Below are 24,338 nucleotides of genomic sequence, written 5' to 3' on the forward strand. Positions count from 1 at the left end.
AGGCTCACTCCTACAGGGAATCTGCGGCGCATTCACTAGCAACCCTTCAACGCCTGCTTGTGCGCATACATCGCGCCATCCGCATCCGCCAGCAGCCGATCCACGGTGTCATGGCGTTTGGCGTCGTACTCGATCTGGCCAACACTGAAGCGAATCGCATAACCCCGGTGCAACGTCGCATTGCGCTCTTCGAGAATCTCCTTGAGCCGCGCCATGATCCTGTTGGTTTCGATATGGCTCGACCCGGTCAGCAGCGCGACAAACTCATCCCCACCCAGTCGCCCGACCACATCACTCTCGCGAAAGGCAATGCGCAGCACATCGGCGAAGGTCTTCAGCGCACTGTCGCCCTCGGCGTGGCCGTACAGATCGTTGATCTGCTTGAAGTCATTGAGATCGAAAAACAGCAAGGTCGCCGGCCGCTCCAGGCGGGCGCAGGCGTCCAGCGCATGTTGAGCCAGTTGCTTGAAACCGCGACGGTTGGACAGCAACGTCAACTCGTCCATGCTCGCCATCTGCACGGCGGTCAATTCTTGCTCGGCCATTTCCGCCAGATCACGCAACAACGCGCGTTCTTCCTCGTCGAGGTCACGCGGTTTGGTGTCGATCAGGCACAGCGTGCCCATCTTGTTACCGTTAGGCACGGTGAGCGGATAACCGGCGTAAAAGCGAATGTTCGGCGCGCCGGTCACCAGCGGATTGTCATGAAAACGCACATCTTCCCGAGCATCCGGCACCAGCAACAGTTCGTTCTGCAGGATCGCGTGACCGCAAAACGAGACATCCCTCGACGTCTCGCTGACATCCAGACCGACACACGACTTGAACCACTGACGATTGGTGTCGACTAGTGTCACCAGCGCAATCGGCACATTGAACAGGCGTTTGGCCAACCGGGTCAGGCGGTCGAAACGCTCTTCGGGGGCGGAATCGAGTAGCTCGAGACCGTGCAGCGCTTGAACCCGCGCCGTTTCATTCGCGGGTTTTCCTGGAACCAGCATTCGCACACTCCATTGGCATCAATGCCTTGAGCGTAGCGCAAATCAGCGAGGCTTCACCCCATCAGATCCCCGCCACCGGACACGGCCCGCCCGCATCGGCCCAAAGTTTGAATTGCGCCACAAAAATATCGTGCGGCACCGGCACGGGCGCGCGCCCCGCCCCGGGATTCCAGCCCCACAGAACCAGTTTGTCCTCGCTGACGTGTTTGATCAGCGCCGCAAAGTCGCGATCGCCGTTGCTGGAGCGATCCTTGATCATCGCGCAGAGTTTGTCCGGCGGCAGGCCGATCCAGGCCATTTTGTGCGCCGCCGGCGGCAGGCTCCAGTGCGGCGCCCCCGGCGGCGCATGCGGGCCGTAACTGGCCGGTGGATTGTTTTCAGCGTGGCAGGTAGCGCAGGGCAAACCGGCAGCGCCCTTGCCGTCCATACCGCGCACCACGTTCATCGCATGGGGAATGCCGGCGTCAAACTGCAGCGGCGAATCGCCGGGAATGTGGCAATTCTGGCAGCGCGGGCTCTGGAAGACTTTCTGCACCGTGCCGAACGCTTTCAGCGCCTCTTGATCATCGGCGAACAAGTCCGAGGCATAACCGCCCAGCCCCAGCAAAATTACCGTGCCCAACACTAGATGTCGTTTCATCTCACACCCCCGACAGTTGCAGCGGCAACTCGCGCAGACGTTGTCCGGTCAGGGCGAACACCGCGTTGGCCACCGCTGGCGCAGTCGGCGGCACACCGGCCTCGCCGATGCCGCCGGGTTTGTCGCTGCTCGGCACGATATGCACCTCGACTACCGGCATCTCGTTGAGCCGCAGCACCTGATAATCGTGATAGTTGGACTGTACGACCCCGCCGTCCTTGAGCGTCAGCTTGCTGTGCAGCGCCATGCCGAGGCCGAAGGTGATGCACGATTCCATCTGCGCGGCGATGCTCTGCGGATTTACGGCAATCCCGCAGTCCACCGCGCAAACCACGCGATGCACACGAATCGCCAGATTGTCCTGCGACACTTCCGCCACCTGCGCGACGTAACTGCCGAATGACTCGTGCACCGCCACACCCAAGGCATGACCGTCCGGCAGCGGCGCTTTCCAATTGGCCTTCTCAACTGCCAGATTCAAAACGCCTAAATGCCGAGGATGATCCTTGAGCAAGGTGCGTCGGTATTCGACCGGGTCCTTGCCCGCCGCCGTGGCCATTTCATCGATCAGCGATTCCATGACAAAACCGGTGTGGCTGTGGCCCACCGAACGCAGCCACAACACGTTGATGCCGGTCTGCGGCGAATGCAGATCGACCTGGTGATGGGCCAGGCCTTTGACGTAAGGACTGTCGGCCACACCCTCGACCGAGGTCGGGTCGATGCCGTTCTTGACCATCATCGGCTCCATCAGCGTGCCAGTCATGATCGACTGCCCGACCAACACATGCTGCCAACTCGACGGCAAACCATCAGCGCCCAAACCGATCTTCGCCTGATGCAGGAACATCGACCGGTAGTAACCGCCACGAATGTCATCTTCCCGCGACCACACGGTTTTCAACGGCATCGCCGCGGCTTTCGCCACTTGCACCGCTTCAGCGACGAAATCTGAGGTGGGGTTGGCCCGGCGACCAAAACCGCCGCCGAGGAATTCGGTATGGATTTCGACCTGCTCCGGTTTCAGCCCGGTGATCTTGCCGGCAACCATTTGATCCAGTGTCTGAAACTGCGTGCCGGTCCAGATTTCGCATTTTTCGGCACTGATCTTCACCGTGCAATTGAGCGGCTCCATCGGCGCGTGCGCCAGATACGGCACGCTGTATTCGACGTCGATCTTCTTCGCGGCTTTGCCAAAATTGCCCTTGGCGTCCCCGGCCTGACTCGCCGAGGTGCCTTGCGTTGCGGCCAGTTTGCGGAAACTCTCCAGCAGCTTTTCACTGCTCATATCAGCGTTCGGCCCCAGATCCCAATCGATCTTCAGCGCATCGCGGCCCAGTTTCGCCGCCCAATAATGATCGGCAATCACCGCCACGCCCGTGGGCACTTGAACAACTTTATGCACGCCCGGCACCGCCAGCGCTTCAGCGCCTTCGAAGGATTTCACACTGGCACCGAACGCCGGAGGACGAGCAACCATCGCGGTCATCAAGCCTTCGAACTGAACGTCCATGCCGAACTTGGCACGACCGGTGATTTTCTCCGGCGTGTCGAGGCGTTTGGTCGGTTTGCCAATGACTTTCCAGTCTTTCGCCTCCTTGAACGTGATCGACTTGGGGTCCGGCACCGGCAGTTGCCCGGCGGCATCCGCCAATTCACCGTAAGTGGCGCGTTTGTCGCCCGCGATCACCACGCCCGATTCGGTGCGGATCGCCGAGGGCGCTACTTCAAAGCGCTTCGCCGCCGCCTCGACCAACATCTGCCGCGCCGTCGCGCCGGCCAGTCGATAACGGTCAAACTCCATCCACGTCGACGTCGAACCGCCGGTAATCTGCATGCCACCAAACCCGGGCATGCCGTAGTCCGCTGCCGACGCAGGCGAATGCTCGACGCGGATCTTCGACCAATCGGCGTCCAGTTCTTCGGCAATCAGCATGGTCAGGCCGGTCCAGATGCCCTGGCCCATCTCCGAATGCCCCAGCAACACGGTGACGCTGTTGTCCGCCGCGATCCGCAGAAACGCATTCGGCGCAAACACCTTGCCTTCGTTCTCGGCTGCATACGCAAACTTGTGGCCACCGGGGACGACAAACGCCACCACCAGACCGCCGCCCAACACGGCACTGCCCTTGAGAAAACCCCGACGCGATACAGGACTGTTCATCGTCCATCTCCCACAGATTGGATCAGCCGATTTCCGATGCACGCTTAACCGCTGCGCGAATGCGGGGATAGGTGCCGCAGCGGCAAATGTTGCCGGAGAGCGCCTGATCGATATCGCTGTCGGTGGGTTTGGGGATTTTTGCCAGCAAGGCGGCGGCAGACATGATCTGCCCCGACTGGCAGTAACCGCACTGGACCACATCGAGCTCGGCCCAGGCTTGCTGCACCGGGTGCGAGCCGTCGGTGGACAGGCCTTCGATGGTGAGGATTTTCTGGCCGTGGGCCACGGCGGTCGCGGGGGTGATGCAGGCACGCAACGGCGCGCCGTCGACGTGTACGGTGCAGGCCCCGCACTGGGCCATGCCACAGCCGAATTTGGTACCGGTCAGGTGCGCGACATCGCGCAGGACCCAGAGCAACGGCATGTCCGCGGGGACATCGAGCTCCTGATCCTTGCCATTGATATTCAAGGTCAGCATCGGGGATTTTCCTCAGACTCACGGTGTTCTGAAGGGGCGCCGCTGTGGCCATCAATGCCTACGCGCGCCTCGGCTTATCCCTTTCAGCAAAGCCTAATTTGCGCTTGAAGCCAGACGTTGCGACCACCGGTCATGCAGATGTCGCCTTTAATCCTACAGTTGATAACGGCTCGCACTGAGCCCGCGCTGTAGAAAACTCGTCATGAGCGAAATCGGTCCGCGATTACCACGCGGGTTATCCATCAGATTGGTCTGGAGTTGCGAACATGGGATTTGTCACCAGCAAAGACGGCGTCGAGATTTTCTACAAGGACTGGGGCCCGAAAGACGCGCCAGTGATCCACTTTCACCACGGCTGGCCGCTCAGCTCGGACGATTGGGATGCGCAGATGCTGTTCTTCCTCGGCAAGGGTTTTCGGGTGATTGCCCATGATCGCCGGGGGCACGGGCGTTCGAGCCAGGTCTGGGATGGCCACGATATGGATCACTACGCCGACGATGCGCTGGCGGTGGTCAATCACTTGGGCGTGAAGAATGTGGTGCATGTCGGCCACTCCACTGGCGGCGGTGAAGTCATCCATTACATCGCCCGCCATGGTCAGGACAACGTCGCCAAAGGTGTGCTGATCAGCGCCGTGCCGCCATTGATGGTGCAGACCGAGAGCAATCCGGGCGGCCTGCCGAAATCGGTGTTCGATGAGTTTCAGGCGAATCTGGCGGCGAATCGCGCGCAGTTTTATCGGGATATTCCGAGCGGACCTTTTTATGGCTACAACCGCCCGGGGGCCAAGGCTTCGGACGGGGTCATTGCCAATTGGTGGCGTCAGGGCATGATTGGTGGGGCGAAGGCGCATTACGACGGGATCGTCGCGTTTTCGCAGACTGACTTCACTGAAGATCTGAAGAAAGTCACTGTGCCGGTGTTGGTGATGCACGGCGAGGATGATCAGATTGTGCCGTACGCGAATTCGGGACCGCTGTCGGCGAAATTGCTGCCCAATGGCACCTTGAAATCCTATCCGGGATTCCCGCACGGGATGCCGACGACAGAGGCAGACACGATCAACGCGGATCTATTGGCTTTCATTCGCAGCTGAATGTGCAGGCCTTGCACACTTCCTCGTGGGAGCCAGCCCTGCTGGCGATGGCGGTGGGTCAGTCAATGAAGATGTCGGCTGCAGTTATTTTTCGGTGCGGCCTGCGCTTTCGCGGTCGCGCTCGTAATGGTGAGCCAATGGAAGCGCCGGCAGCCAGGATTCGCGACGAATCGTCCAGAGTTCGTAAGTGGGCTTGAGCAGGTTCGGCTCATCGAGCGAGCCGACGTTGACTTCGACTTCATCCGCCGACCGCGTGAACACCGGAGACCCGCAGCGTGGGCAGAAAAATCGCCCGTTATAATCGCGGGTTTCACCGGTCACCTTCAGCGCGTTCTCGGGAAATATCGCTGAGGCGTGGAACAGTGCGCCGTGGCGTTTACGGCAGTCGAGACAGTGGCAGATGCCGACACGGTAAGGCTGGCCAGTCACTTCGAAACGGACATCGCCGCACAGGCAGCCGCCGATGAATCGCTCCATGTCACACCTCCTCTACTGACTTTTTCATACCGGGAAATATTAAGGCAACTCGCCGACGGGAACGTGCAACGGCGCGTCCATAATCGACAGGTGGCGTTCCGCAGTTCGACGTCCATACTGATTCTTTCCGTCGCCGGAACCCTGACATGCCCTCCCCCGAATCCGTCCTTTTACAGAGCTGGCAGCACAACGCCGACGTCTGGATCGAAGCCGTCCGCAGCGGCGCCATTGAAAGCCGCCAACAAGTCACTGACCAAGCGCTGTTACTGGCGATCATGGGCCGTCAGCCCGAACGCGTGCTCGATCTCGGCTGCGGCGAAGGATGGTTATTGCGGGCGCTGGCCGATCGTGGAATCGAGGCGGTAGGGGTTGATGGCGATGCGGCGCTGGTCGACGCGGCGCGTCTGGCCGGGGCCGCGCCGGTGCATGTCGCCTCTTATACCGAACTGGTGGAGGCGACAATTGATATCGGCCGTGACTTCAATCTGATCTGCGCCAACTTCTCGCTGTTGCATCAAGACATTATCCCGCTGCTGGCGGCGATGAACGCGTTGCTGGCTGCCGATGGCGCGCTGGTGATCCAGACCTTGCACCCGTGGGCGGTCGCGGCCGGGGATTATCAGGATGGCTGGCGGGAGGAAAATTTTGCTGGTCTCAAAGGGACATGGCAGCCGATGCCGTGGTATTTCCGCACCTTGTCGAGCTGGTTCAATGCGCTCGACTTGGCGGGGCTGAGGCTGGTAAGCCTGCAAGAGCCGCAGCACCCGCAGAGCCCGGTGCCGCAATCTCTGCTGATGGTTACAGAGCGTCGCTGAAATCTTGTAAACAACGCCGACCTGTGGGAGCCAACTAACCTTGAGATAGTCCTGCCTGTCTAACCTGCCGAGGATGACTGCCATGCAACGCTTTCAGAAACTCACACCGTGCCTGTGGTTCGACGATCAGGCCGAGGCTGCCGCGAAGTTCTATTGCTCGATCTTCGATCACGGGAAAATTACCGCCATAACCCACTACAGCAAGGTCGGCCAGGAATATCACGGCAAGCCGGAGGGTGCGGTGATGACCGTCAGTTTCGAACTCGACGGTCAGACGTTCACCGGGCTCAATGGCGGGCCGCTGTTCAAGTTCAGCGAGGCAATTTCGTTTCAGGTCAATTGCCAGAATCAGGAAGAGGTCGACCATTTTTGGGGCAACCTGTCGGCGGGTGGCCCGGTGGAGGCGCAACAGTGCGGCTGGCTCAAGGACAAGTTTGGCGTGTCGTGGCAGATCGTGCCGGTGGCGTTCATGCACATGATGCAAGACCCGGATACCAGCAAGTCGCAACGGGCAATGCAAGCCATGTTTCAGATGAAAAAGCTCGACATCGCCGAACTCGAACGGGCCTTTGCCGGCCAGAGCTAATACACTGGCACGCTGGTCTGCCGGGAATAAAAACGATGAAACACGCCGCCGCCAAAAACCCTGAAAAAGCCCCGCGCTTCTGGCGCGACGACGCCCTGCCCTTCATCGAGGCGCGCGCCATCGTCGACGGTCGCGAAGTCTGCTATGCCCGGCATTCCCACGCGCACTTCTCCATCGGTGCGATCACGGCCGGGCGCAGCACCTATGCCCACGAACAGGCGCAATTCGAAGTGGCGGCGGGCACCGTGGTGTTGATGAATCCGGGGGATGTGCACGCGTGCAATCCAATCGATGACCAGCCGTGGTCGTACGTGATGCTGTACGTCGAGACGCCCTGGCTGACGGATTTACAGCATCAATTGGGCTTTGGCGCGGAGCTTGAGTTTCGGCGGTTTTCGGCTACGCACCTGGAGGACGCCAGGCTGTTTCGCGACCTGACAGCGTTGTACGCCGTGCTGGTCGACGACCAGCAGGATGTCCTGCGCAAACAAAGCGCGGCGGTGGAGTTTTTCAGCGACCTGCAATTGAGCCTTAACCCTGCCGGCAAACCGTTGCGTGAAGCCAATGGCAAACTTGAACGCGCCGCCGATTACATTCGCGAGCACTGCACCGATCTGCTCAGCCTGGACGACATTTGTGCTGCGGCGCAGTTGTCGCCGTCGTACCTGATCCGCGCCTTCAAAAGCCGATACGGCATGACGCCGCATGCTTTTCTGGTCAACCAGCGCATACAGTTTGCCCGCGAACGGCTACGCCGGGGTCAGTTGATTGCCGACGTAGCGCTGGAAGCGGGATTCGCCGATCAGGCGCATTTTCAGCGAGCTTTCAAGCAGCATTTGGCGGCCACGCCGGGACAATACCGCGGTTGACCCGACCGCTCAGGTCAGCACCAAATACCCCGCACTCACCGCCAGCAACCCCGCCATCAGCCGATTGAACGCCCGCATGCCTTTGGCATTGCTCAAATAGCCGCGCAAAAACGTCCCGGCATAGACCCAGCAGCCCACCGACAGATAACAGATCACCAGGTACACCGCCGCGAACTGCCAAACCAGCCGCGCATCGCCGTCAGCGACAAACGCGCCCATCCCCGCGACACAGGCCAGCCAGGCCTTGGGGTTGAGCCATTGCATCAGCGCGCCGTACCACATCGACGGCGCACGCCCCGAGTCCTTGGCATTCAACCGCCCGTCATCGGTGGCCAGTTTCCACGCCATGAACAACAGAAACGCTACGCCGGCCAGTTGCACCACGCGGGTCATGAACGGCCAGCGCGTGAGCACTTCATGCAAGCCCAGCCCCATCAGCACCAACAGCAACACAAACCCCAAAGTGGCCCCGGCGACATGCCGCTGACTCGCGCGAAAGCCGTACTGCGCGCCCGCACTCAACGCGACGATATTCACCGGCCCCGGGGTGATCGACGCCGCCAAGGCAAACGCCGCCATCGAAACAATCAGACTCATCGCACACCTGCTTCAACTTGAGGAACGAAGCGCCACGGTAACCAGCGCAGGCTCGACGGTATTGAAGAAAATGCCCCTGCTGCTCACACCTTCTGTGAGCGCCACGAATCCTTGTGGGAGCGAGCCTGCTCGCGAAGGCGTCAGGTCAGTCAACCTCTCAGTGACTGATTGATTGCTTTCGCGAGCAGGCTCGCTCCCACAGCTGCTGTGTTGGGGCTTAGTCCAGCCGTGGCACGGTGAAGCGGAATTCGCTGCCCTGCCCCGGTTCGCTTTCGGCGAAGATCCGTCCGCCGTGGGCTTCGACGATGCCTTGGGTGATGTACAAACCCAGGCCAGAGCCGGTCGGATTGCCTTCCTTCACTGTCCAGTAACGGTCGAACACGTGGGGCAGGTTTTCCTTGGGAATGCCTTCACCGCTGTCGCGCACGCTGAAGACAATGTCACCGCCGACCGACGTGGCGTGGACATCGACGGTACCCAGACGCGGGGTGAATTTGATCGCGTTGCCGACCAGATTCGACAGCACCTGAAACAACCGCTCGGGGTCGGCATGAATACGCAGGTCGGGGTCAGCCGCAAAGGAAATGCTGATGTCCTTGTCCAGCGCCAGCGGTGCGAGCAGCGCTTGCGCCTCTTCGAACATCTGGCTGACGTCGAGTTTTTGCGGGGTGATGGTGTAGCGCCCAGCGTCGATTTTCGACGTGTCGAGCAAGTCTTCGAGCAGCATGTTCATGCGCCCCGCCGCTTGCTGCATGGTGTCGATCGCCGTGGAAATACGCCGCGACGTGTGCGGGCCATCCGAGCTGAAGGCCTTCTGCATCATGCCGCACAGCATCGAAATCACCGTCATCGGGTTGCGCAGGTCGTGGGAAACCACCGCCACAAGGTCATCACGAGCGCGCACCGCTTCCTGCTCGCGACGCACCTGACGCGCCAGATCGTTTTCCAGCGCCGAGCGTCGCAGATCGTTGGCGGCGAACAGATCGCCATGGCTCCACTTGGTGGAAATCCCGGCCATCTCGACTTTCCAGATTTCAAACGAGGTGCGCGGGCGCAAGCGCAAACCGGCGTCCGAATTTTCCAGATCCAGCGGTTTGCGCGGGTCGCCGCTCCAGTTGATGTTTTCCTTCACCTCGGGGCGGAACCACAGCACGCCGTTGTCGACCGGTTTCGGCAAGCTCATGGCGAGCACACCACTGGCCACCTGCTGAAAGTCGGCCGCCGGCGGATAGACGCTGGCCAGATGATGACTGGCGAACACCGGCTCACCGCTGTCCTGCAGCCACTTGTGCAGCGCGCGAATCTGATCCGGCTCGGGGCAATTGCCAAAGCGGTGCAATTGTTTGTCTTCGATGATCGCGATGCCGCCGGCGCCGGCCAGCGCCATCAGCACTTGAGGCTGCCCGGCGAGGCCGTCGAAGACGTTTTGCGGCGAATCGATCATAGCTTGATTGAGCAGCGCCAGCGCCTCGACTTTTTCCTCGCGCTGACGGCTGAGTTCCAGCGCTTCCATCGCGCTGATCTGCAGCGACAGCACTTGGCCGATGGTCTGACAGGCCATGCGCAACTCGTGCGGCACGTGCAGTGGCTGGCGATTGCCGCAACTGATCAGGCCCCAAAGTTTGTCGCCCTTGAGCAATGAAATGCTCATCGACGACAGCACGCCCATGTTCTTCATGTACTGACAGTGGATCGGCGACACACTGCGCAGGGTGGCGAAACTCAGATCCAGCGGCGTTTGCGTGTCCGGGCGCAACTTAGGCACCAGCGGCACGGGTTGGTAATCGGCATTGGGGATGATCCGCAGCCAGTTGGTGCGGTACAACTCGCGGGCCTGTTCGGGAATGTCCGAGGCCGGGAAGAACAAGCCGTTGAACACTTCCATTGACGGGTCGGACGCCTCGGCGATGACCTGGCCGTGACCCTCGTCTTCAAAACGGTAGATCAGCACCCGGTCGTAACCGGTCATTGCCTGGATTTCCTTGACGCTGATGTCGTACAGCGATTGCAGCGTGGTGGCCGCTTGCAGGCGCTGGAGCATGCGCCCCAGATGGGTCTGATTGCCGGCGACGTTGCGCGGCTGGAAGTTTTCGACGTGGATTTCCAGTTCGAGAATCAGCACGCCCTGATGGCGGTGCAGCAAGCCTTCGAACGCGGTGCCGTTGACGCGAAACAGCAGCGGCGCGGTGTCGGACAGCGTCGGCAGTTGCAGTGCTTCATGGATCTTCGCGGTATGTTCCGCGCCGATCAGCGCCTGCAAGGGCTGGCCAATCAAGCTGTCCGGCGCGCGCGCGAGCAAGGTTTCAACGTTGGCGCTGACCTGAATGATCTCCAGCGCCGGCTCGCTCAGGGTCAACAGCAGACCGTGGGGCTGGATCGCGCCGGGGAAGCGGATCGGCTCGTCGGCACAGTTGGCCAACAGTTCTTCAAAGGCTTGTTTGTCTTGCGGAGTCATGCCAGTACCTCCCGGCTTTCGAGCCAGCGCTCGAAACAACTGAATGTGGTTTGCGCGGCGGTGACGACGGCCGCACGTTCGGCGGCGTCCAGCGGGCGGCTGCTCAGGTATTCGATGAAGTCGCGCCAGCGGCGGCCGGTGCTGGCGCCGTAGACATCGAGAAACGCGGCGCCGTTGTCGGCGTCCAGCGCCAGACGTGCGGCGATTTCGCGGCGCAGGATCTGCCCGCCGAGGGTCGCGCCCTCAAGCACATAGAGCACGCCGAGACTGGCGGCGGCGCTGTCGATTTGCGGCAACTGCGCGCAGATGGGCAGGCATTGCAGCGCTTCGGACGAAGTGCCCAGCGCGTGCAGGTCACGGCGCAACGTGGCGGTTTTCAGGCGTGGGGTCAGATCGAAATCGGCGGGAACGGCATGACTGCTTTGCAACGCGTGCTCCAGCGGCTGATAGAAACCGTAATAGGCCTGCATCAAGCGCTCAAAGGCGCACGCGTCAAGGGTGTCGGAAAAAAAGGGAAGGCGTTTTTCCAGTGCGATGTGCAGTTCGGCAGTGCCGGCTCGCAGATCTTGCAGCACCGGTGGCACATAAACTTCACGGGCCTTTGCTTGCATGTAAATCGCTCTTGGTGGGGCCGCCTGGGGCCAGTCGGGGTCGGGTCGTACCGGCACAAATTTATCACGGCAAGCATCCCTACTGACCGGGCAGTTAGGTTTTTCTGCCCACTGACAGCTTCAGAGTTGCATGATATCAAAAAAGTTCTACGGGATTGACCGCCGCTGTACCGCGAGAGCAGCCCCTGACTGTACGGGTCAAAACGCTGGTTGGCGTGTTAAAAATACGCTCTGTGCTTTTGGAGCCCGCACCATGGATCTCGCTACCCTGTCGATCTTTCTCCCGGCCTGCTTCGCCCTCAACATGGCGCCAGGCCCGAATAACCTGCTGTCGGTGAGCAACGCCACCCGCTACGGTTTTCAACGCGCCTGCGCCGCCGGCATTGGCCGGATTCTGGCGTTCGCCGGAATGATTGCGCTGGCCGGAGCCGGTTTGTCAGTGGTGCTGCAGACCTCGGAATGGCTGTTCCATGCGATCAAGATCATTGGCGCGGCGTATCTGCTGTATCTGGCCTGGCAATTATGGCGCGCCGATACCGAAGCCGAGCAGCAGGTAAATGGCGCAGCGGTGGGATTCCTGGCCTTGGCGCGACAAGAGTTTCTGGTGGCGGCGGGCAACCCGAAAGCGATTCTTCTGTTCACCGCGTTTCTGCCGCAGTTCGTCGATCCAGCGCGCCCGGTGCCTGCGCAATTTGCCGTGCTCGGCACGCTGTTTCTGCTGTTGGAATGGATCGCCATCAGCGCCTACGCCTGGATGGGCCTGCACATGCGCCGCTGGTTTGCCGAGCCGCGCGGCAAACGGATCTTCAACCGTTGCTGCGCGGGGTTGTTGTCGGCGGCAGCTTCGGTGCTGCTGTTCGCCAAACGGGCGTAAGGTCTAGGCCTCGCTCGGGCCTTTGAGTTCGACCTGATTGCCGTCCGGGTCGAAGCAGTACAGCGACAAGCCGTTGCCCTCGGCGCCGAAGCGGGTCGCGGCTTTTTCAACGCTTAAGCCGAAGCCTTGCAGGTGCTGGATCAACACCTCTTCGTCGAATGGCTCGATGCGCAGGCAAAAGTGATCGACGTTGCGCCGCTCGGCCCCGGCAGCGCCGCCGCCCTTGCGGCCGAGTTCGCCTTGCAGATCGACCAGATCGATCATCGACGTACCGGCGCGCAGGTGCACCAGGCCCAACGGCTCGTTGCGCTTGACCACGTCGGCGCCGAATACCTGGCCGTAGAATTCGATGCTGCGCTGCAGGTCTTTGACGCGCAGGACAATGTGATCAATGTGTTGCACAGTGAACGGCTGCATGGGTTGGCTCCCTGAATTCGGCGACCCGCTGATTGTGCTGCAAATCATGAAAAATTCACTGTCGATTTTTCGGTGGAGCCATCGAGGAACTGGTTTTAACCTCACGCCATGAACATACAAACCGTTGTGCTGCCCCCACACGCCGAGATGGTCCGCGCCATGCTCGAACGCGACACTGCCTACGAAGGCGTGTTCTTCACGGCGGTGAAAACCACCGGGATCTTCTGTCGTCCCAGTTGCACGGCGCGCAAGCCGAAACCGGAGAATGTCGAGTTCTTCGCCCATGCCGACGAGTGCCTGTCCGCCGGTTATCGCGCCTGCTTGCGCTGCAAACCGCTGGACGCTGCGGCCATCGCCCCGGACTGGGTGCAGCGCCTGCTCAACGCCGTGGAGGCTGACCCGGACGTGCGCTGGAGCGATGCGCAACTGCTCGACGAGGGCATTGAGCCGCTGAAACTGCGGCGCTGGTTCAAACAGCATTTCGGCATGACCTTCCACGCGTGGCTGCGCACCCGGCGCCTCGGCATGGCACTGGGCGGGATCAAGCAAGGCACATCGATCGACCATGCCGCGTTCGATTCCGGCTATGAATCCCTCAGCGGTTTTCGTGATGCGTTTCAAAAGTCGTTCCACATCACCCCGGGCCGCGCATCCCAGAGTGAACCGCTGCTGTTCACCCGATTGACCACTCCGCTGGGCCCAATGATTGCCATGGCTGAACGCCGCGGCCTGGTGCTGCTGGAGTTTCTCGACCGTCCGGCGTTGACCCGCGAGGTCGAAGAGTTGCAGAACCGCTACGGTTATGTGGTCGCGCCGGGACACAACGCGCATTTGCGGCAAATCGAAGAGCAACTGGCGGCCTACTTCACGGGCACACTCCAGGCATTCAGCGTGCCGCTGCATTTGCCCGGTAGCGAATTCGACCGGCAAGTGTGGGCCGAACTGTTGCAAATCCCTTACGGCCAAACCACCACCTACGGCAACCTCGCGGCGGGCCTCGGTAAACCGGGCGCCAGTCGCGCGGTGGGTCTGGCCAACGGGCACAATCGTCTGTCGATTGTGGTGCCGTGTCATCGGGTGATCGGCGCCGATGGCTCGCTGACCGGCTATGGTGGTGGGCAACCGCGCAAAGCGTTTCTGCTACGCCTGGAAAACGCAGCAGTGCAACTCACCCAGGCACTGGCTTTCTGACCCAGGCGATTCATTCACAAGAAGGAATTTTGATGAACACCCTCGATTCTCGGTTTCACCAGTTGCATCAACAGGGCTTGTTGATTCTGACCAACGTCGCCGACGCCACGGGCGCGCGACTGGTCGAACACCTCGGCGGTGCCGCCGTCGCCACCAGCAGCGCAGCAGTGGCGTGGGCCCACGGTTACCCCGACGGCAACACCCTGCCCCTCGAACGTTTGGTTTCCACTGTGGAATCCATCGCGCGGGTGATCAGCGTGCCGTTGACCGTGGACATCGAAGCCGGCTATTCCGATGATCTTGGCCGCGTCGCCGAAGTGCTGGATGCGGTAATTGCCGCCGGAGCGGTGGGCATCAACATCGAGGACGGTTCTGCCGATCCCGAGCTGCTCGCGCGCAAGATCGAAGTCGCCCGAGCGGTGGCCAGCAAACGCAATGTGAAACTGTTCATCAACGCACGCACCGACGTTTACCTGCGTGGTCTGGTGCCCGCCGAAGATCGCGTCGCCGAAACCCTGCATCGCGCGGCGCTGTATCAGGCTGCCGGCACGGATGGCTTGTTCGCGGCAGGTGTCACCTCCGCTTACGAAATCGAAGCCATCTGCAAAGGCACCGCCCTGCCGGTCAACGTCCTCGGCTTCGACTGCCTGCCGTCACCTGCTGAACTGCAGGCGTTGGGTGTCCGTCGCCTGAGCGCCGGTTCCGGCATCGCCGAATTTCTCTACGGGGCGATGGGCGGACTGGTCAAGAGCTTCCTCGCCAGCGGCAAACTCGATACCCGCGACCTCAAGGCGTTCAGCTATGGCGAAGTCAACGGCCTGTTGAAATAGCATGTCCGAGCGCTTTCAAGCGGCCAGCGACTACCTGGCCGCACTCGACGACGACTGGCGGCGCCACATCAGCGCGGTAGGTCCGTGCCTGCATCAGCCACACCCGGCACGGGATCCGTACGAATCGCTGGTGCGGGCCATCGCCTATCAATAGCTGCACGCCAAGGCCGGCGATGCGATTATCGGGCGGCTGGTCGGGTTGTTTCCCGGACAGTCGTTTCCCCGTCCCGAACAAATCCTCGCCAGCGACTTCGACGCCCTGCGCAGTTGCGGCTTCTCCGCCAGCAAAATCGCCACCCTTCAAGGCATCGCCCAGGCCACGCTGGACGGCGTGGTGCCGGACTACGCCACGGCGCTGGCCATGGACGACGAGGCGTTGATCGAGCGCCTGATCAGCCTGCGTGGCGTCGGCCGCTGGACCGTCGAGATGCTGCTGATCTACAGCCTCGAACGTATGGACATCCTGCCAGCGGACGACTTTGGTGTGCGCGAAGGTTATCGGCGTTTGAAAGGACTCGAACTACAACCGACGCGCAAACAGATGATCGACATCGGCCAAGCCTGGCGCCCGCACCGCACCGTGGCCGCGTGGTACTTGTGGCGCATGCGCTGAGCCCGGGCTACTGCGCTGGCAGCGTTTCAACGAAACACCCAGGACATGTCCTGATCGGAATAGTGGTAATCCATGCGCAGCTCTTTCCCGGCCGGAATATCTTCGCTGGCAAACAATGCCGTCAGCAGGTACGGCTTGCGCACCGCGGTATCACCCAATATCAGGTCAGCTTCGACATTGAAGCCAACCGTTTCAACGTTGTAGCCCGTGGACAACTGCCGAACCGGCTTGCCCCGGTCGTCATATTCAAAGTTGGAATTGATCCTCGACGTGGCGTTGTCGCCGAGGATCACCAACGGCTCCTGGATCAGGTTGCCGGCGCCGTAGCGCACGGCTTCACCGACAAACATGGTGAACGTCTGGTGCTCGGGGCTGATGAACTTCAAGGGCATGACCGTGCCGCCGTAAATCCCCAGCGCCTCACCTTTGGCGATGCGCCGGTTGGCCACCACCATCATCTGGCCGACCATCGCGAGTTCCTGGGTCACTTGTGCGTCAGCTACCGTAAAGCGCCGCACTTCGAGTTTTTCTTCGTACAGCCTGCCGACGGCCTCGTAGCCTTCGAACTGGATATAGGGTTTGACCGCTGCCGCTCGGTAGTCAGCGCCCGAGTCCGAGATGCCTTTGGAGCCGATCTTGCGGATGCGGATCGGTCGGCCTCGGGAATCGCGCAGCGGATAGCGGCCATTGTTGGCCCGGTCATAACTACCCAGCCGATTGTCGATGAACGAGTGAGGCGTAGGGTGGCGCATCAACCTCAGCTCCTTCGGTGAATACGCGGCGATGGGCATGGATTCGGACGCCAGCACATAGTCGTCGTCGGAGTGATCCGACTCCATGTCCTGCTCACGCGACGGCCGAATCTCGGCACCTTCTTCGACCGCCGAGCGATAAACCTTTGACCGGGTTTCGGCCAACTCACGCCAGATTACCGTTTCGCCGATGCGCTCGACCACCGGCCCCGAAGGAAGGGTCTCACTGGCCAATCGCGCCCGGTACTGGCCGGTCTCGGGGTCGATGCCGACATGGACAAAACCACCCTGCACCGCCACCAGTTGCCGCCCCTGAAACACATGGAAGCCTTGCACATCGGCGTCCGGCAAATGGATGGCGGCGGGGATCCGGTAATACCGCAGAGGCCGGGATTTGGGGGTTGGCGTGGCGGCAGGTTGCGCAGCGGCGTCGGCCACCGAGACAGCCAACGTCACGGCGGGCGCCGCCTCCGGTGACGGGCTGCTGGCCCCGGGCAAATCCGGCAAACGCAGTACGGCGGCCGTATCCGGATCAAAACGCGGTGGCCCGTCCGGGCGCAGTGTCGGGACGTTGTCGGCCACTCCTGGCCGCAAGGGGCTATCAACCGAACTTGTAGAAGTGCCTGGGCTTTTGCCAGGCGTTTTGTTACCCATGAATCATTCATCCTTGAATGGAAATTGGATCGGTCTCTGTCAGCAGAGAACCAGCGCCGGGAAAAATACCATCGGCCCGCCCCGGCCGCCCTGCGCAACCAATTCAAAATACGTCCAGCTAAACGCTCACAGCCCTGACTTCAACCGACTGAAGGCCCGGATCAACGCGCGGTTGAACGCCTTGCCATTGTCGTTCTTGCTGTACAGCGAAACCCGCACAGCGGCGGACGGATACGTCCCCGGGTCATTGCGAATCGAGGCATCGACCAAACCATCCGCCGCCGTGATCGCATTGGCGTAGTGAATGGTGTCGGTGATCGGCGCGATCACTTCGGGCGTCATCAGATAATCCATCAACGCCAACCCGGCCTCTGGATGCGGCGCATCTTTGGGAATGACCATGGCGTCGAACCACATCAAAGTGCCTTCCTTGGGAATCCGGTAGCTCAATTTAAACGGTTTGTTGGCCGCTTCGGCCTGACCGGCGGCAATCGCCACGTTGCCGTTCCACGACATCGCCACGCAGGTATTGCCGTTGGCGAGGTCGCTGATGTTCAGGTCGTTATCGAAGTAGCGGATGTAGGGGCGGATCTTCGCCAGTTGCTGCTCGGCCAGTTTCAGGTCATCGAGGTTCTGGCGGTTGATGTCCAGGCCCATGTACTTCATCACGGCGGCAAACACTTCGTTGGGATCGTTGAGCAGGCTCACCCCGCAATCGGCAAATTTCGATACGACCGCCGGGTCGAACAGCATCGCCCAACTGTCCCTCGGCGCATCCGCCAGACGCTGCTTGATCGCCTGTTCCTGATAGCCCACCCCAGTGGTGCCCCAGGCATAGATGCCGGCGTAACGATTGCCAGGATCGAACACCGCCATGTGCTGACGAAACTCTTCGCCCACCCCGGCAAAGTGCGGCACACGCGCCTTGTCCAGCGGCTGAATCGCACCGCTTTCGATGGCCCGCGACAGGTGCTGGCCAGCGGTCAGCACCAGGTCGTAGCCGCTGCGGCCGGTGAGCAGTTTGGTCTCGACGGTTTCCAGTGAATCAAAGTGATCGGCGACCACATGAATGCCGGTTTTCGCCTCGAAATTCTTCAACGTATCCGGGGCCAGGTACTCGCCCCAGATGTACAGATTAACCACCGGTTTGGCGCTGTCGGCGGCCTGCACACACAAAGGTGCGAGCACCAGCATCAAGGCTTGAGTCAGTTTGTGCAGGCGCATGCTCAGGCTCCTTTTTTCAGGCCGGCGTATTGCGGCATGGTGATGCACGCGACGTTGCCGCCGCCAAGGAGGATTTCCCGGGAGTTCTCGATGCCGACGATTTTGTGCTGCGGGAACAGTTCGGCCAGCGTCGCCATGGCGACTTTGTCATTGTGATCGCCAAACAACGGCACGACGATCGAGCTGTTGCCGGCGTAATAGTTGATGTACGAGGCGCAGATTTTCGTCCCGGCCTGACGGGTGTGAGTGCTGTCTTGCTGATCCAGGCCTTCGGCTTCTTCGGCGGTCCATTCGAGCACATCCGGTTGCGGCAGTTTGTGCACGATCAGTTCGCGGCCACGGCTGTCGCGGGTGCTGCGCAGAATGTCGTAAGCCTCCTGATAGATTTCCCACTGCGGATCGTCGCGATTGTCGGTCCACTGCAGCACCACTTCGCCGGGACGCACAAAACAGGCGAGATCGTCGACATGGCCGTCGGTTTCGTCGAACTTGCAGCCACGCGGCAGCCAGATCACTTGCTCGGCCCCGAGGTAATCGGTGAGGCGGCGGGTGACTTCGTCTTTGCCCAGATGCTGGTTGCGATTGCGATTGAGCAGGCATTGTTCGGTGGTGAGAATGCTGCCCTGGCCGTCGGCCTGAATGCCGCCGAGTTCGGCGATCAGCGGTGCGCGATAGCGGTCGAAGCGTTCGATTTCGAGGATCTTGCTGGCGATCTGATCGTCCTTGTCCCACGGGTAGTACAAGCCGCCGTCGAGGCCGCCGTAGGCATTGAACTCAAAGTCGACGCCGCGCACTTCACCGCTCTGATCGTTGACCACAAAGCATGGGCCACTGTCACGGAACCAGGTGTCGTTGCAGGTCATTTCGACGACCCGCACTTGCGGCGGCAATTGACGGCGGGCGGTGGCGAATTGTGCCGCCGAGGCGCACACGGTGACCGGTTCGCTGTGGGAGATGGCGGTGACGATCTGCACCCAGACTTTCTGCGCAGGCTTGGCGCCGTTGCGCCAGACATCGGTGCGCTCCGGCCAGCCGAGCCAGCAGCCGGATTTGGTTTCGAATTCGCCGGGCAGACGGAAGCCGTCCTGTTTGGGGGTGGAGTCGAGTGAACGTGCCATGGTCAAACCTCGTCTTGGGCTGGGAATGACCACAGGCTACGGTCGGCGGCGGCAGGCTCGCCAACGATGATTATTGCGGAACAGTTGAATTCAACTCATCAATCGGCCAGTTGATCGTTGAACCATTCGAGCATCTGCGCCACGGCCGGGCGCTCCATCCGCACCCGTTCGCAGACCAGCGCATATTGGCCGAGCGCGGTCATGCTTGAGGTGAACGGCCGTACCAGACGGCCACTCTGCAAATCTTCCTGCGCGGTGAGATTATCGCCCATCGCCACGCCCTGCCCTTGCGCGGCAGCTTCCAGCGCCAGCCCGGCATGGGCGAAATACAACTGGCGCTCGGGGCGCAGATCGCCAGCGTGGCTGGTCAGCCACGCGGTCCAGGTCTTGCCGTCCTGATCGTCGTGCAACAGGCAATGGCGCGCCAGGTCCTTCGGCGTTTTCAGCGAGCCCTGGTTGAACAGGCCGGGGCTGCACACCGGAAAGAATTGCAGCGCTGGCAACGGGCGGACGAAATAGGCGCTGCTGTCGACCGGGCCGGTGCCGTAGGTGATCGCCAGATCGATGTCTTCGCCCGGCGCGCTCGCATCGATCGGCTGTTCGTAGAGGTGCAGCGTGATGTGCGGGTAGCGCGCATAGAAATCGCTGAGGCGACTCATCAGCCACTTCTGCGCCAGTTCCGCGGTGACGGCCAGTCTGAGCACGGCGAGCGAGGACGGATCACGCAGTTCATCGCAGGCATCGCCGATCAGTTCGAAGGCTTGCTGCAGGCTTTGCATCAGGCGCCCGGCGGCGATGGTCGGACGGATCTGCCGGCCTTCGCGGATGAACAGCGAGACGCCGAGTTGTTCTTCGAGCTGCCTGATCTGATGGCTGACGGCGCTGTCGGTGACGCACAGCTCGGCGGCGGCCCGGCCAAAATGCGCATGGCGAGCGGCGCATTCGAAGGTTCTGAGGGCGGCGAGCGAGGGTAATCGGCGCATGCGTTCTGATCCCTGTTTTTAGCCGGACATGCTGACCGTACTGGCGGTGGGCGTCCAGTGGGACCGCGTGATCGTTCATCGCTAGCAGGGCTAGCGATGGGGTCAGCACATCCACCGCAGATCTTCTAGGCTGAACCGAACTATCCAAACGCCAACCGGAGGCCCCCATGCACCTTGAAGGTTCCTGCCATTGCGGCGCCGTGACATTCACCCTGATCAGCGCCCACCCCTACCCGTATCAACGCTGCTACTGCTCGATCTGCCGCAAGACTCAGGGCGGCGGCGGTTACGCGATCAACCTCAGCGGCGACGCAACCACGCTCAAAGTTCAGGGCCGCAAGCACATCACGATCTACCACGCGAAAATGAAAGACGCCGGCGACAAACGCGCCCACCGCAGCAGCGCCGAACGGCACTTCTGCTCGCTGTGCGGCAGCGGCTTATGGCTGTTCAGCCCGGAATGGCCAGAGCTGATCCACCCGTTCGCCTCGGCCATCGATACCGCGCTGCCGGTGCCGCCGGAGCACACGCATTTGATGCTGGGTTCGAAGGCGCCGTGGATTGAGGTGGAGGCGAAGGCCAAGGATCAGGAGTTTGAGGTGTATCCCGAAGAGTCCATTGCGCAGTGGCATGAGCGCCTCGGACTGGTTCGTTAGGCAGGAAAACTGCGGCTGTTTTGATGGCCTCATCGCCAGCAGGGCTAGCGAGTGTTTTTAACAATCAGGCACTTTTGATTTTAAACATTCCTGTTTAGCGGAAACTTGCTGACACGCTGAGAGGCTACACATCCTTGCGCCTTTGCCTACAGCTAAGCCAGAATCCGCCGGCTTGTGTGCCTTGGAGGCAGGTTTTATTGTGGGTCGGTCGCTGACACATTCAGCGATCGGGTTTCGCAGCTCGGATCAATCAAGGCGCACAGCGCTCCCAATCGCTGCCATTAAATTTGTGGCAACGATCCTTCATGGCGGCTGTGCGCGGGATACCTTCGGGTATGCCGGGTGCCTTGATTCCCGGTCTGCGAACCTGCGTACAGCTGCCACCTCTCTTCGTTTCGCAGCGAAATGTGGCGGCTCCACCAATCAAGGAGCTTCACCATGATCAAACCCACACCCAACCCACCCGAAACCGACCCCACCTCCCCCTACGAATCCCTCGATTCCAACAAACTCCACGAAGCCGCCGACCGCGCCCTCGATCATTACCTCTGCCCGCCCGGCTCCCCGCCGCCGCCAGGCAGGACCCGCGGGATGTACGCCGTCACGGCCGACAACAAAAACGAAGAGCTGCTGGCCGATGCCAGTGCGACACTCGCCTCGGCCAAGACCATCGCCCAGGATTGGGCCGACCGATTGCCCGCGCCGCAGCGTCGGGCGCTGTTGGGGATTGCGCAGTTGATCATGCTCGGGGAATTGGCGGTGAATCGGGCGCTGGATAATCTGGATTTGGCTGGTGTGGGCAGTACTCACTGATTGAATCGACGCCCAGTTGATCGTTCCCACGCTCCGCGTGGGAATGCCTCAACGGACGCTCTGCGTTCGGCTCTGGAGGGGACGCGGAGCACCCCGGGCTGCGTTCCCACGCAGAGCGTGGGAAAGATCATCGCGTCAGACGTGCGCCGGCACACCACTGTGAAAGCGAAATTCCTCATCCGGCGATTCGATCAGTTCCTGCTCGGCAGCACGAACCTTGTCGATCACCTGGGCAATGTCCTTCGCATCCCCGTACTGGTAAGCCAGTTTCAAATACCCCTGAAAATGCCGCGCTTCACTCTTCAGCAAGCCAAAGTAAAACTTGCCCAACTCTTCATCCAGGTGCGGCACCAGCGCTTCAAAGCGTTCGCAGCTGCGCGCTTCGATAAAGGCGCCGACCACCAGCGTATCCACCAGTTTCACCGGTTCGTGACTGCGCACCACTTTGCGCAGGCCTGAGGCGTAGCGCCCGGCGTGCAGTTGGCGCAGTTCGATCTTGCGGCGTTTCATGATGCGCATCACTTGTTCGTGGTGCACCAGTTCTTCCCGGGCCAGGCGCGACATCATGTTGATCAGGTCGACGTGGGAGTGGTACTTGGCGATCAGGCTCAGGGCGGTGCTGGCGGCTTTGAATTCGCAGTTCTTGTGGTCGATCAGCAGGGTTTCCTGATCGGCCAGTGCGGCCTGGACCCAGGCGTCGGGGGTGCGGCAGCCAAGGAATTCGTGGATTTCGGGAAGGATCATGGGGCTCACGGCTAATGGTGTTCGAGCGAAGGGCGCCGATTATACCGGCCTGCCCGCAGACCACCAGCCGCGCGCGTTGATATGCGTCAAGTCGCGCACGTTCGGGCAGCAACTATAGTTGTGCAACGCCGTGCCTTTTCTTTGCTGGAGACTCCGCTCATGCAAGCCATTCGCAGCATTCTGGTGGTCATCGAACCCGAACATTCGGACAGCCTGGCGCTCAAGCGTGCCAAGTTGATCGCCGGTGTGACTCAGGCCCATCTGCACCTGCTGGTGTGCGACAAGAAGCACGACCACGCGGGCATGCTCGGCGTGCTCAAATCCGCGCTGCTGGAGGACGGCTACAGCGTGACCACCGAACAGGCGTGGAATGAAAGCCTGCACGAAACCATCATCGATGTGCAGCAGGCCGAGGGCTGCGGGCTGGTGATCAAGCAGCATTTCCCCGACAGCTCGCTGAAAAAAGCCCTGCTGACCCCGGCAGACTGGAAACTGCTGCGCCACTGCCCCACCCCGGTGCTGCTGGTGAAAACGGCCGGTTCGTGGAAGGACAAAGTGATTCTGGCGGCGGTGGACGTCGGCAACACCGATGGCGAGCACCGGCATTTGCACACCACGATCATTGATCACGGCTATGACATTGCCAGTCTGGCCAAGGCGCATCTGCATGTGATTGCGGCGCATCCCTCACCGATGTTGTCGGCGACCGATCCGACGCTGCAACTGAGCGAAACCATCGAAGCGCGTTATCGCGAGCAATGCCGGGCGTTTCAGGCGGAATTCGATGTTGACGATGAACACCTGCACATCGAGGAAGGCCCAGCGGATGTGCTGATTCCGTTTATGGCGCACAAGCTGCAGGCGGCGGTGACGGTGATCGGCACTGTGGCACGGACCGGGCTGTCCGGGGCTTTGATCGGTAATACCGCTGAAGTGGTTCTGGATGAGCTGGAGAGTGATGTGTTGGTGCTCAAGCCGCAGGAGGTTGAGGATCATTTGGTGGAGTTGGCGGTGAAGCACTGAGCATTGCGGTGCCTGAACCGGCGCCTTCGCGAGCAGGCTCGCTCCCACAATTGGAATGCATTCCCCCTGTCGGAGCGAGCCTGCTCGCGAAGTTTTTGATCTTCAGGCGCCGAAGGCATCCTTGAGAAAACCGGGGGCGATATAGCGCTGGTAGTGCGCTTCCGACAGCAGGAAGAATTCCCGATCAATGGCGTCGCGCAATTCCGGCAGGTTCCAGTCGCGAAACTCGGGCAGCAACACCATCCCGTAGGCTTCCAGATTAATGATCACCCGCGCGCCGCGAGCAATCAGCTGATAAGCCCAGCAATATTCCGACTGATGCGGCACGAAGCGGATCTTGCGCTGTTCGAGCTGTTCGCGCAGACGCGCCGAATCAAAAATCTCGACCTTGCCCGCCATCACTTGTGACAGCAATTGTTCCAGTCGCAACCACACCGCCCGCTTTTCCTCCTCGTTGTACCCATTCCAATGGATCACTTCGTGGTGAAAACGCTTGCAGCCACGGCACACCAGATCACCGTAAACAGTGGAGCAGAGGCCGACGCAGGGGGTCTTGATGGTCTGATTGGGCATAAGATAGGCAAAGGCACTGAAACGCGGAACAGGTCGGCATGTTAGCCCTTTGTCTAACATTCATCACCCCTCAAACTTCAGGG

At 61.0% G+C, this 24,338-nt stretch carries 25 protein-coding genes and 1 pseudogene; 11 read left to right on the plus strand and 15 right to left on the minus strand.

Features of this window, described 5'->3' with window-relative positions; translation table 11 throughout:
- Positions 1-35: 35 nt before the first annotated feature.
- From ACQ4OE_RS21305 to ACQ4OE_RS21320, 4 genes are all read right to left on the minus strand, one after another.
- Complete coding sequence (locus tag ACQ4OE_RS21305; protein ID WP_430947808.1) at positions 36-1,001, minus strand: sensor domain-containing diguanylate cyclase; 966 nt, start codon at positions 999-1,001, stop codon at positions 36-38.
- Between the two features lie 61 nt (positions 1,002-1,062).
- The gene (locus ACQ4OE_RS21310) at positions 1,063-1,641 is read right to left on the minus strand and encodes a hypothetical protein (RefSeq protein WP_122599556.1); all 579 of its coding nucleotides are present in this window, start codon (positions 1,639-1,641) and stop codon (positions 1,063-1,065) included.
- 1 nt (position 1,642) lies between these two features.
- A complete protein-coding gene (locus ACQ4OE_RS21315; protein WP_430947809.1) occupies positions 1,643-3,805 on the minus strand; it encodes a molybdopterin cofactor-binding domain-containing protein in 2,163 nt (720 codons plus the stop codon).
- A gap of 22 nt (positions 3,806-3,827) precedes the next feature.
- Complete coding sequence (locus ACQ4OE_RS21320; protein ID WP_003224136.1) at positions 3,828-4,283, minus strand: (2Fe-2S)-binding protein; 456 nt, start codon at positions 4,281-4,283, stop codon at positions 3,828-3,830.
- 266 nt (positions 4,284-4,549) lie between these two features.
- Here ACQ4OE_RS21320 and ACQ4OE_RS21325 point away from each other — a divergent pair, with 266 nt between their 5' ends.
- Complete coding sequence (locus ACQ4OE_RS21325) at positions 4,550-5,380, plus strand: alpha/beta fold hydrolase (RefSeq protein WP_430947810.1); 831 nt, start codon at positions 4,550-4,552, stop codon at positions 5,378-5,380.
- 84 nt (positions 5,381-5,464) lie between these two features.
- Here the strand turns inward: ACQ4OE_RS21325 and ACQ4OE_RS21330 are convergent, their stop codons facing one another.
- Positions 5,465-5,857 carry a GFA family protein gene (locus ACQ4OE_RS21330; RefSeq protein WP_430947811.1) on the minus strand — a complete coding sequence of 131 codons (393 nt, stop codon included), beginning with the start codon at positions 5,855-5,857 and terminating at the stop codon, positions 5,465-5,467.
- A 146-nt stretch (positions 5,858-6,003) separates the two neighbouring features.
- Here ACQ4OE_RS21330 and ACQ4OE_RS21335 point away from each other — a divergent pair, with 146 nt between their 5' ends.
- From ACQ4OE_RS21335 to ACQ4OE_RS21345, 3 genes are all read left to right on the plus strand, one after another.
- Positions 6,004-6,672: a class I SAM-dependent methyltransferase gene (locus tag ACQ4OE_RS21335; RefSeq protein ID WP_430947812.1), complete on the plus strand. Its 669-nt coding sequence runs from the start codon at positions 6,004-6,006 to the stop codon at positions 6,670-6,672.
- Between the two features lie 82 nt (positions 6,673-6,754).
- A complete protein-coding gene (locus ACQ4OE_RS21340; RefSeq protein WP_430947813.1) occupies positions 6,755-7,258 on the plus strand; it encodes a VOC family protein in 504 nt (167 codons plus the stop codon).
- Positions 7,259-7,293: 35 nt separating this feature from the next.
- Entirely contained in the window at positions 7,294-8,127 is an 834-nt protein-coding gene (locus tag ACQ4OE_RS21345) for an AraC family transcriptional regulator (RefSeq protein ID WP_430947814.1), read from the plus strand.
- Positions 8,128-8,136: 9 nt separating this feature from the next.
- Here the strand turns inward: ACQ4OE_RS21345 and ACQ4OE_RS21350 are convergent, their stop codons facing one another.
- The 3 genes from ACQ4OE_RS21350 to ACQ4OE_RS21360 all read right to left on the minus strand — a co-directional run bounded on the left by ACQ4OE_RS21350 (position 8,137) and on the right by ACQ4OE_RS21360 (position 11,790).
- Entirely contained in the window at positions 8,137-8,724 is a 588-nt protein-coding gene (locus ACQ4OE_RS21350) for a LysE family translocator (RefSeq protein ID WP_430947815.1), read from the minus strand.
- 217 nt (positions 8,725-8,941) lie between these two features.
- Entirely contained in the window at positions 8,942-11,179 is a 2,238-nt protein-coding gene (locus tag ACQ4OE_RS21355; RefSeq protein ID WP_430947816.1) for an ATP-binding protein, read from the minus strand.
- Positions 11,176-11,790, minus strand: a complete 615-nt coding sequence (locus ACQ4OE_RS21360) for a biliverdin-producing heme oxygenase (protein ID WP_430947817.1) — start codon at positions 11,788-11,790, stop codon at positions 11,176-11,178. Before ACQ4OE_RS21360 ends, ACQ4OE_RS21355 begins: the two co-directional genes overlap by 4 nt.
- 253 nt (positions 11,791-12,043) lie before the next feature.
- Between ACQ4OE_RS21360 and ACQ4OE_RS21365 the strand changes: the two genes are divergently transcribed.
- Positions 12,044-12,664: a LysE family translocator gene (locus ACQ4OE_RS21365; RefSeq protein ID WP_430947818.1), complete on the plus strand. Its 621-nt coding sequence runs from the start codon at positions 12,044-12,046 to the stop codon at positions 12,662-12,664.
- A gap of 3 nt (positions 12,665-12,667) precedes the next feature.
- Here ACQ4OE_RS21365 and ACQ4OE_RS21370 read toward each other — a convergent pair whose 3' ends face one another.
- On the minus strand, positions 12,668-13,081 hold the full coding sequence (locus ACQ4OE_RS21370) for a VOC family protein (RefSeq protein ID WP_430947819.1): 414 nt from the start codon (positions 13,079-13,081) through the stop codon (positions 12,668-12,670).
- Positions 13,082-13,189: 108 nt separating this feature from the next.
- On the opposite strand from ACQ4OE_RS21370, the gene ACQ4OE_RS21375 reads away from it, so the two are divergent.
- The 3 genes and pseudogenes from ACQ4OE_RS21375 (at position 13,190) to ACQ4OE_RS21385 (ending at position 15,715) form a co-directional block, all read left to right on the plus strand.
- Complete coding sequence (locus tag ACQ4OE_RS21375) at positions 13,190-14,272, plus strand: bifunctional transcriptional activator/DNA repair enzyme AdaA (RefSeq protein WP_430947820.1); 1,083 nt, start codon at positions 13,190-13,192, stop codon at positions 14,270-14,272.
- A gap of 32 nt (positions 14,273-14,304) precedes the next feature.
- A complete protein-coding gene (locus ACQ4OE_RS21380) occupies positions 14,305-15,102 on the plus strand; it encodes an isocitrate lyase/PEP mutase family protein (protein ID WP_430947821.1) in 798 nt (265 codons plus the stop codon).
- 1 nt (position 15,103) lies between these two features.
- Positions 15,104-15,715 (plus strand): annotated as a pseudogene (locus tag ACQ4OE_RS21385) (DNA-3-methyladenine glycosylase family protein).
- 26 nt (positions 15,716-15,741) lie between these two features.
- On the opposite strand, the gene ACQ4OE_RS21390 reads toward ACQ4OE_RS21385, so the two are convergent.
- The 4 genes from ACQ4OE_RS21390 to ACQ4OE_RS21405 form a co-directional block, all read right to left on the minus strand.
- A complete protein-coding gene (locus tag ACQ4OE_RS21390; protein ID WP_430947822.1) occupies positions 15,742-17,049 on the minus strand; it encodes a hypothetical protein in 1,308 nt (435 codons plus the stop codon).
- Positions 17,050-17,247: 198 nt separating this feature from the next.
- Positions 17,248-18,345, minus strand: a complete 1,098-nt coding sequence (locus tag ACQ4OE_RS21395; RefSeq protein WP_430947823.1) for an extracellular solute-binding protein — start codon at positions 18,343-18,345, stop codon at positions 17,248-17,250.
- A 2-nt stretch (positions 18,346-18,347) separates the two neighbouring features.
- The gene (gene aguA / locus ACQ4OE_RS21400) at positions 18,348-19,463 is read right to left on the minus strand and encodes an agmatine deiminase (protein WP_430947824.1); all 1,116 of its coding nucleotides are present in this window, start codon (positions 19,461-19,463) and stop codon (positions 18,348-18,350) included.
- 98 nt (positions 19,464-19,561) lie between these two features.
- Positions 19,562-20,446 carry a LysR substrate-binding domain-containing protein gene (locus tag ACQ4OE_RS21405; protein ID WP_430947825.1) on the minus strand — a complete coding sequence of 295 codons (885 nt, stop codon included), beginning with the start codon at positions 20,444-20,446 and terminating at the stop codon, positions 19,562-19,564.
- A 167-nt stretch (positions 20,447-20,613) separates the two neighbouring features.
- On the opposite strand from ACQ4OE_RS21405, the gene ACQ4OE_RS21410 reads away from it, so the two are divergent.
- Entirely contained in the window at positions 20,614-21,102 is a 489-nt protein-coding gene (locus ACQ4OE_RS21410; protein ID WP_430947826.1) for a GFA family protein, read from the plus strand.
- 438 nt (positions 21,103-21,540) lie between these two features.
- On the plus strand, positions 21,541-21,915 hold the full coding sequence (locus tag ACQ4OE_RS21415; RefSeq protein WP_430947827.1) for a DUF6124 family protein: 375 nt from the start codon (positions 21,541-21,543) through the stop codon (positions 21,913-21,915).
- Positions 21,916-22,050: 135 nt separating this feature from the next.
- Here the strand turns inward: ACQ4OE_RS21415 and ACQ4OE_RS21420 are convergent, their stop codons facing one another.
- Positions 22,051-22,659 (minus strand): tRNA isopentenyl-2-thiomethyl-A-37 hydroxylase MiaE, encoded by a 609-nt coding sequence (locus ACQ4OE_RS21420; RefSeq protein WP_122594357.1) that lies wholly within the window; start codon positions 22,657-22,659, stop codon positions 22,051-22,053.
- A gap of 159 nt (positions 22,660-22,818) precedes the next feature.
- On the opposite strand from ACQ4OE_RS21420, the gene ACQ4OE_RS21425 reads away from it, so the two are divergent.
- Positions 22,819-23,682, plus strand: a complete 864-nt coding sequence (locus tag ACQ4OE_RS21425; RefSeq protein WP_430947828.1) for a universal stress protein — start codon at positions 22,819-22,821, stop codon at positions 23,680-23,682.
- 102 nt (positions 23,683-23,784) lie between these two features.
- On the opposite strand, the gene ACQ4OE_RS21430 is transcribed toward ACQ4OE_RS21425, so the two are convergent.
- A complete protein-coding gene (locus tag ACQ4OE_RS21430) occupies positions 23,785-24,255 on the minus strand; it encodes a DUF1289 domain-containing protein (protein ID WP_038366489.1) in 471 nt (156 codons plus the stop codon).
- Positions 24,256-24,338 lie beyond the last annotated feature (83 nt).

This window comes from Pseudomonas sp. WC2 (assembly GCF_050586545.1).
Classification (GTDB): Bacteria; Pseudomonadota; Gammaproteobacteria; order Pseudomonadales; family Pseudomonadaceae; genus Aquipseudomonas.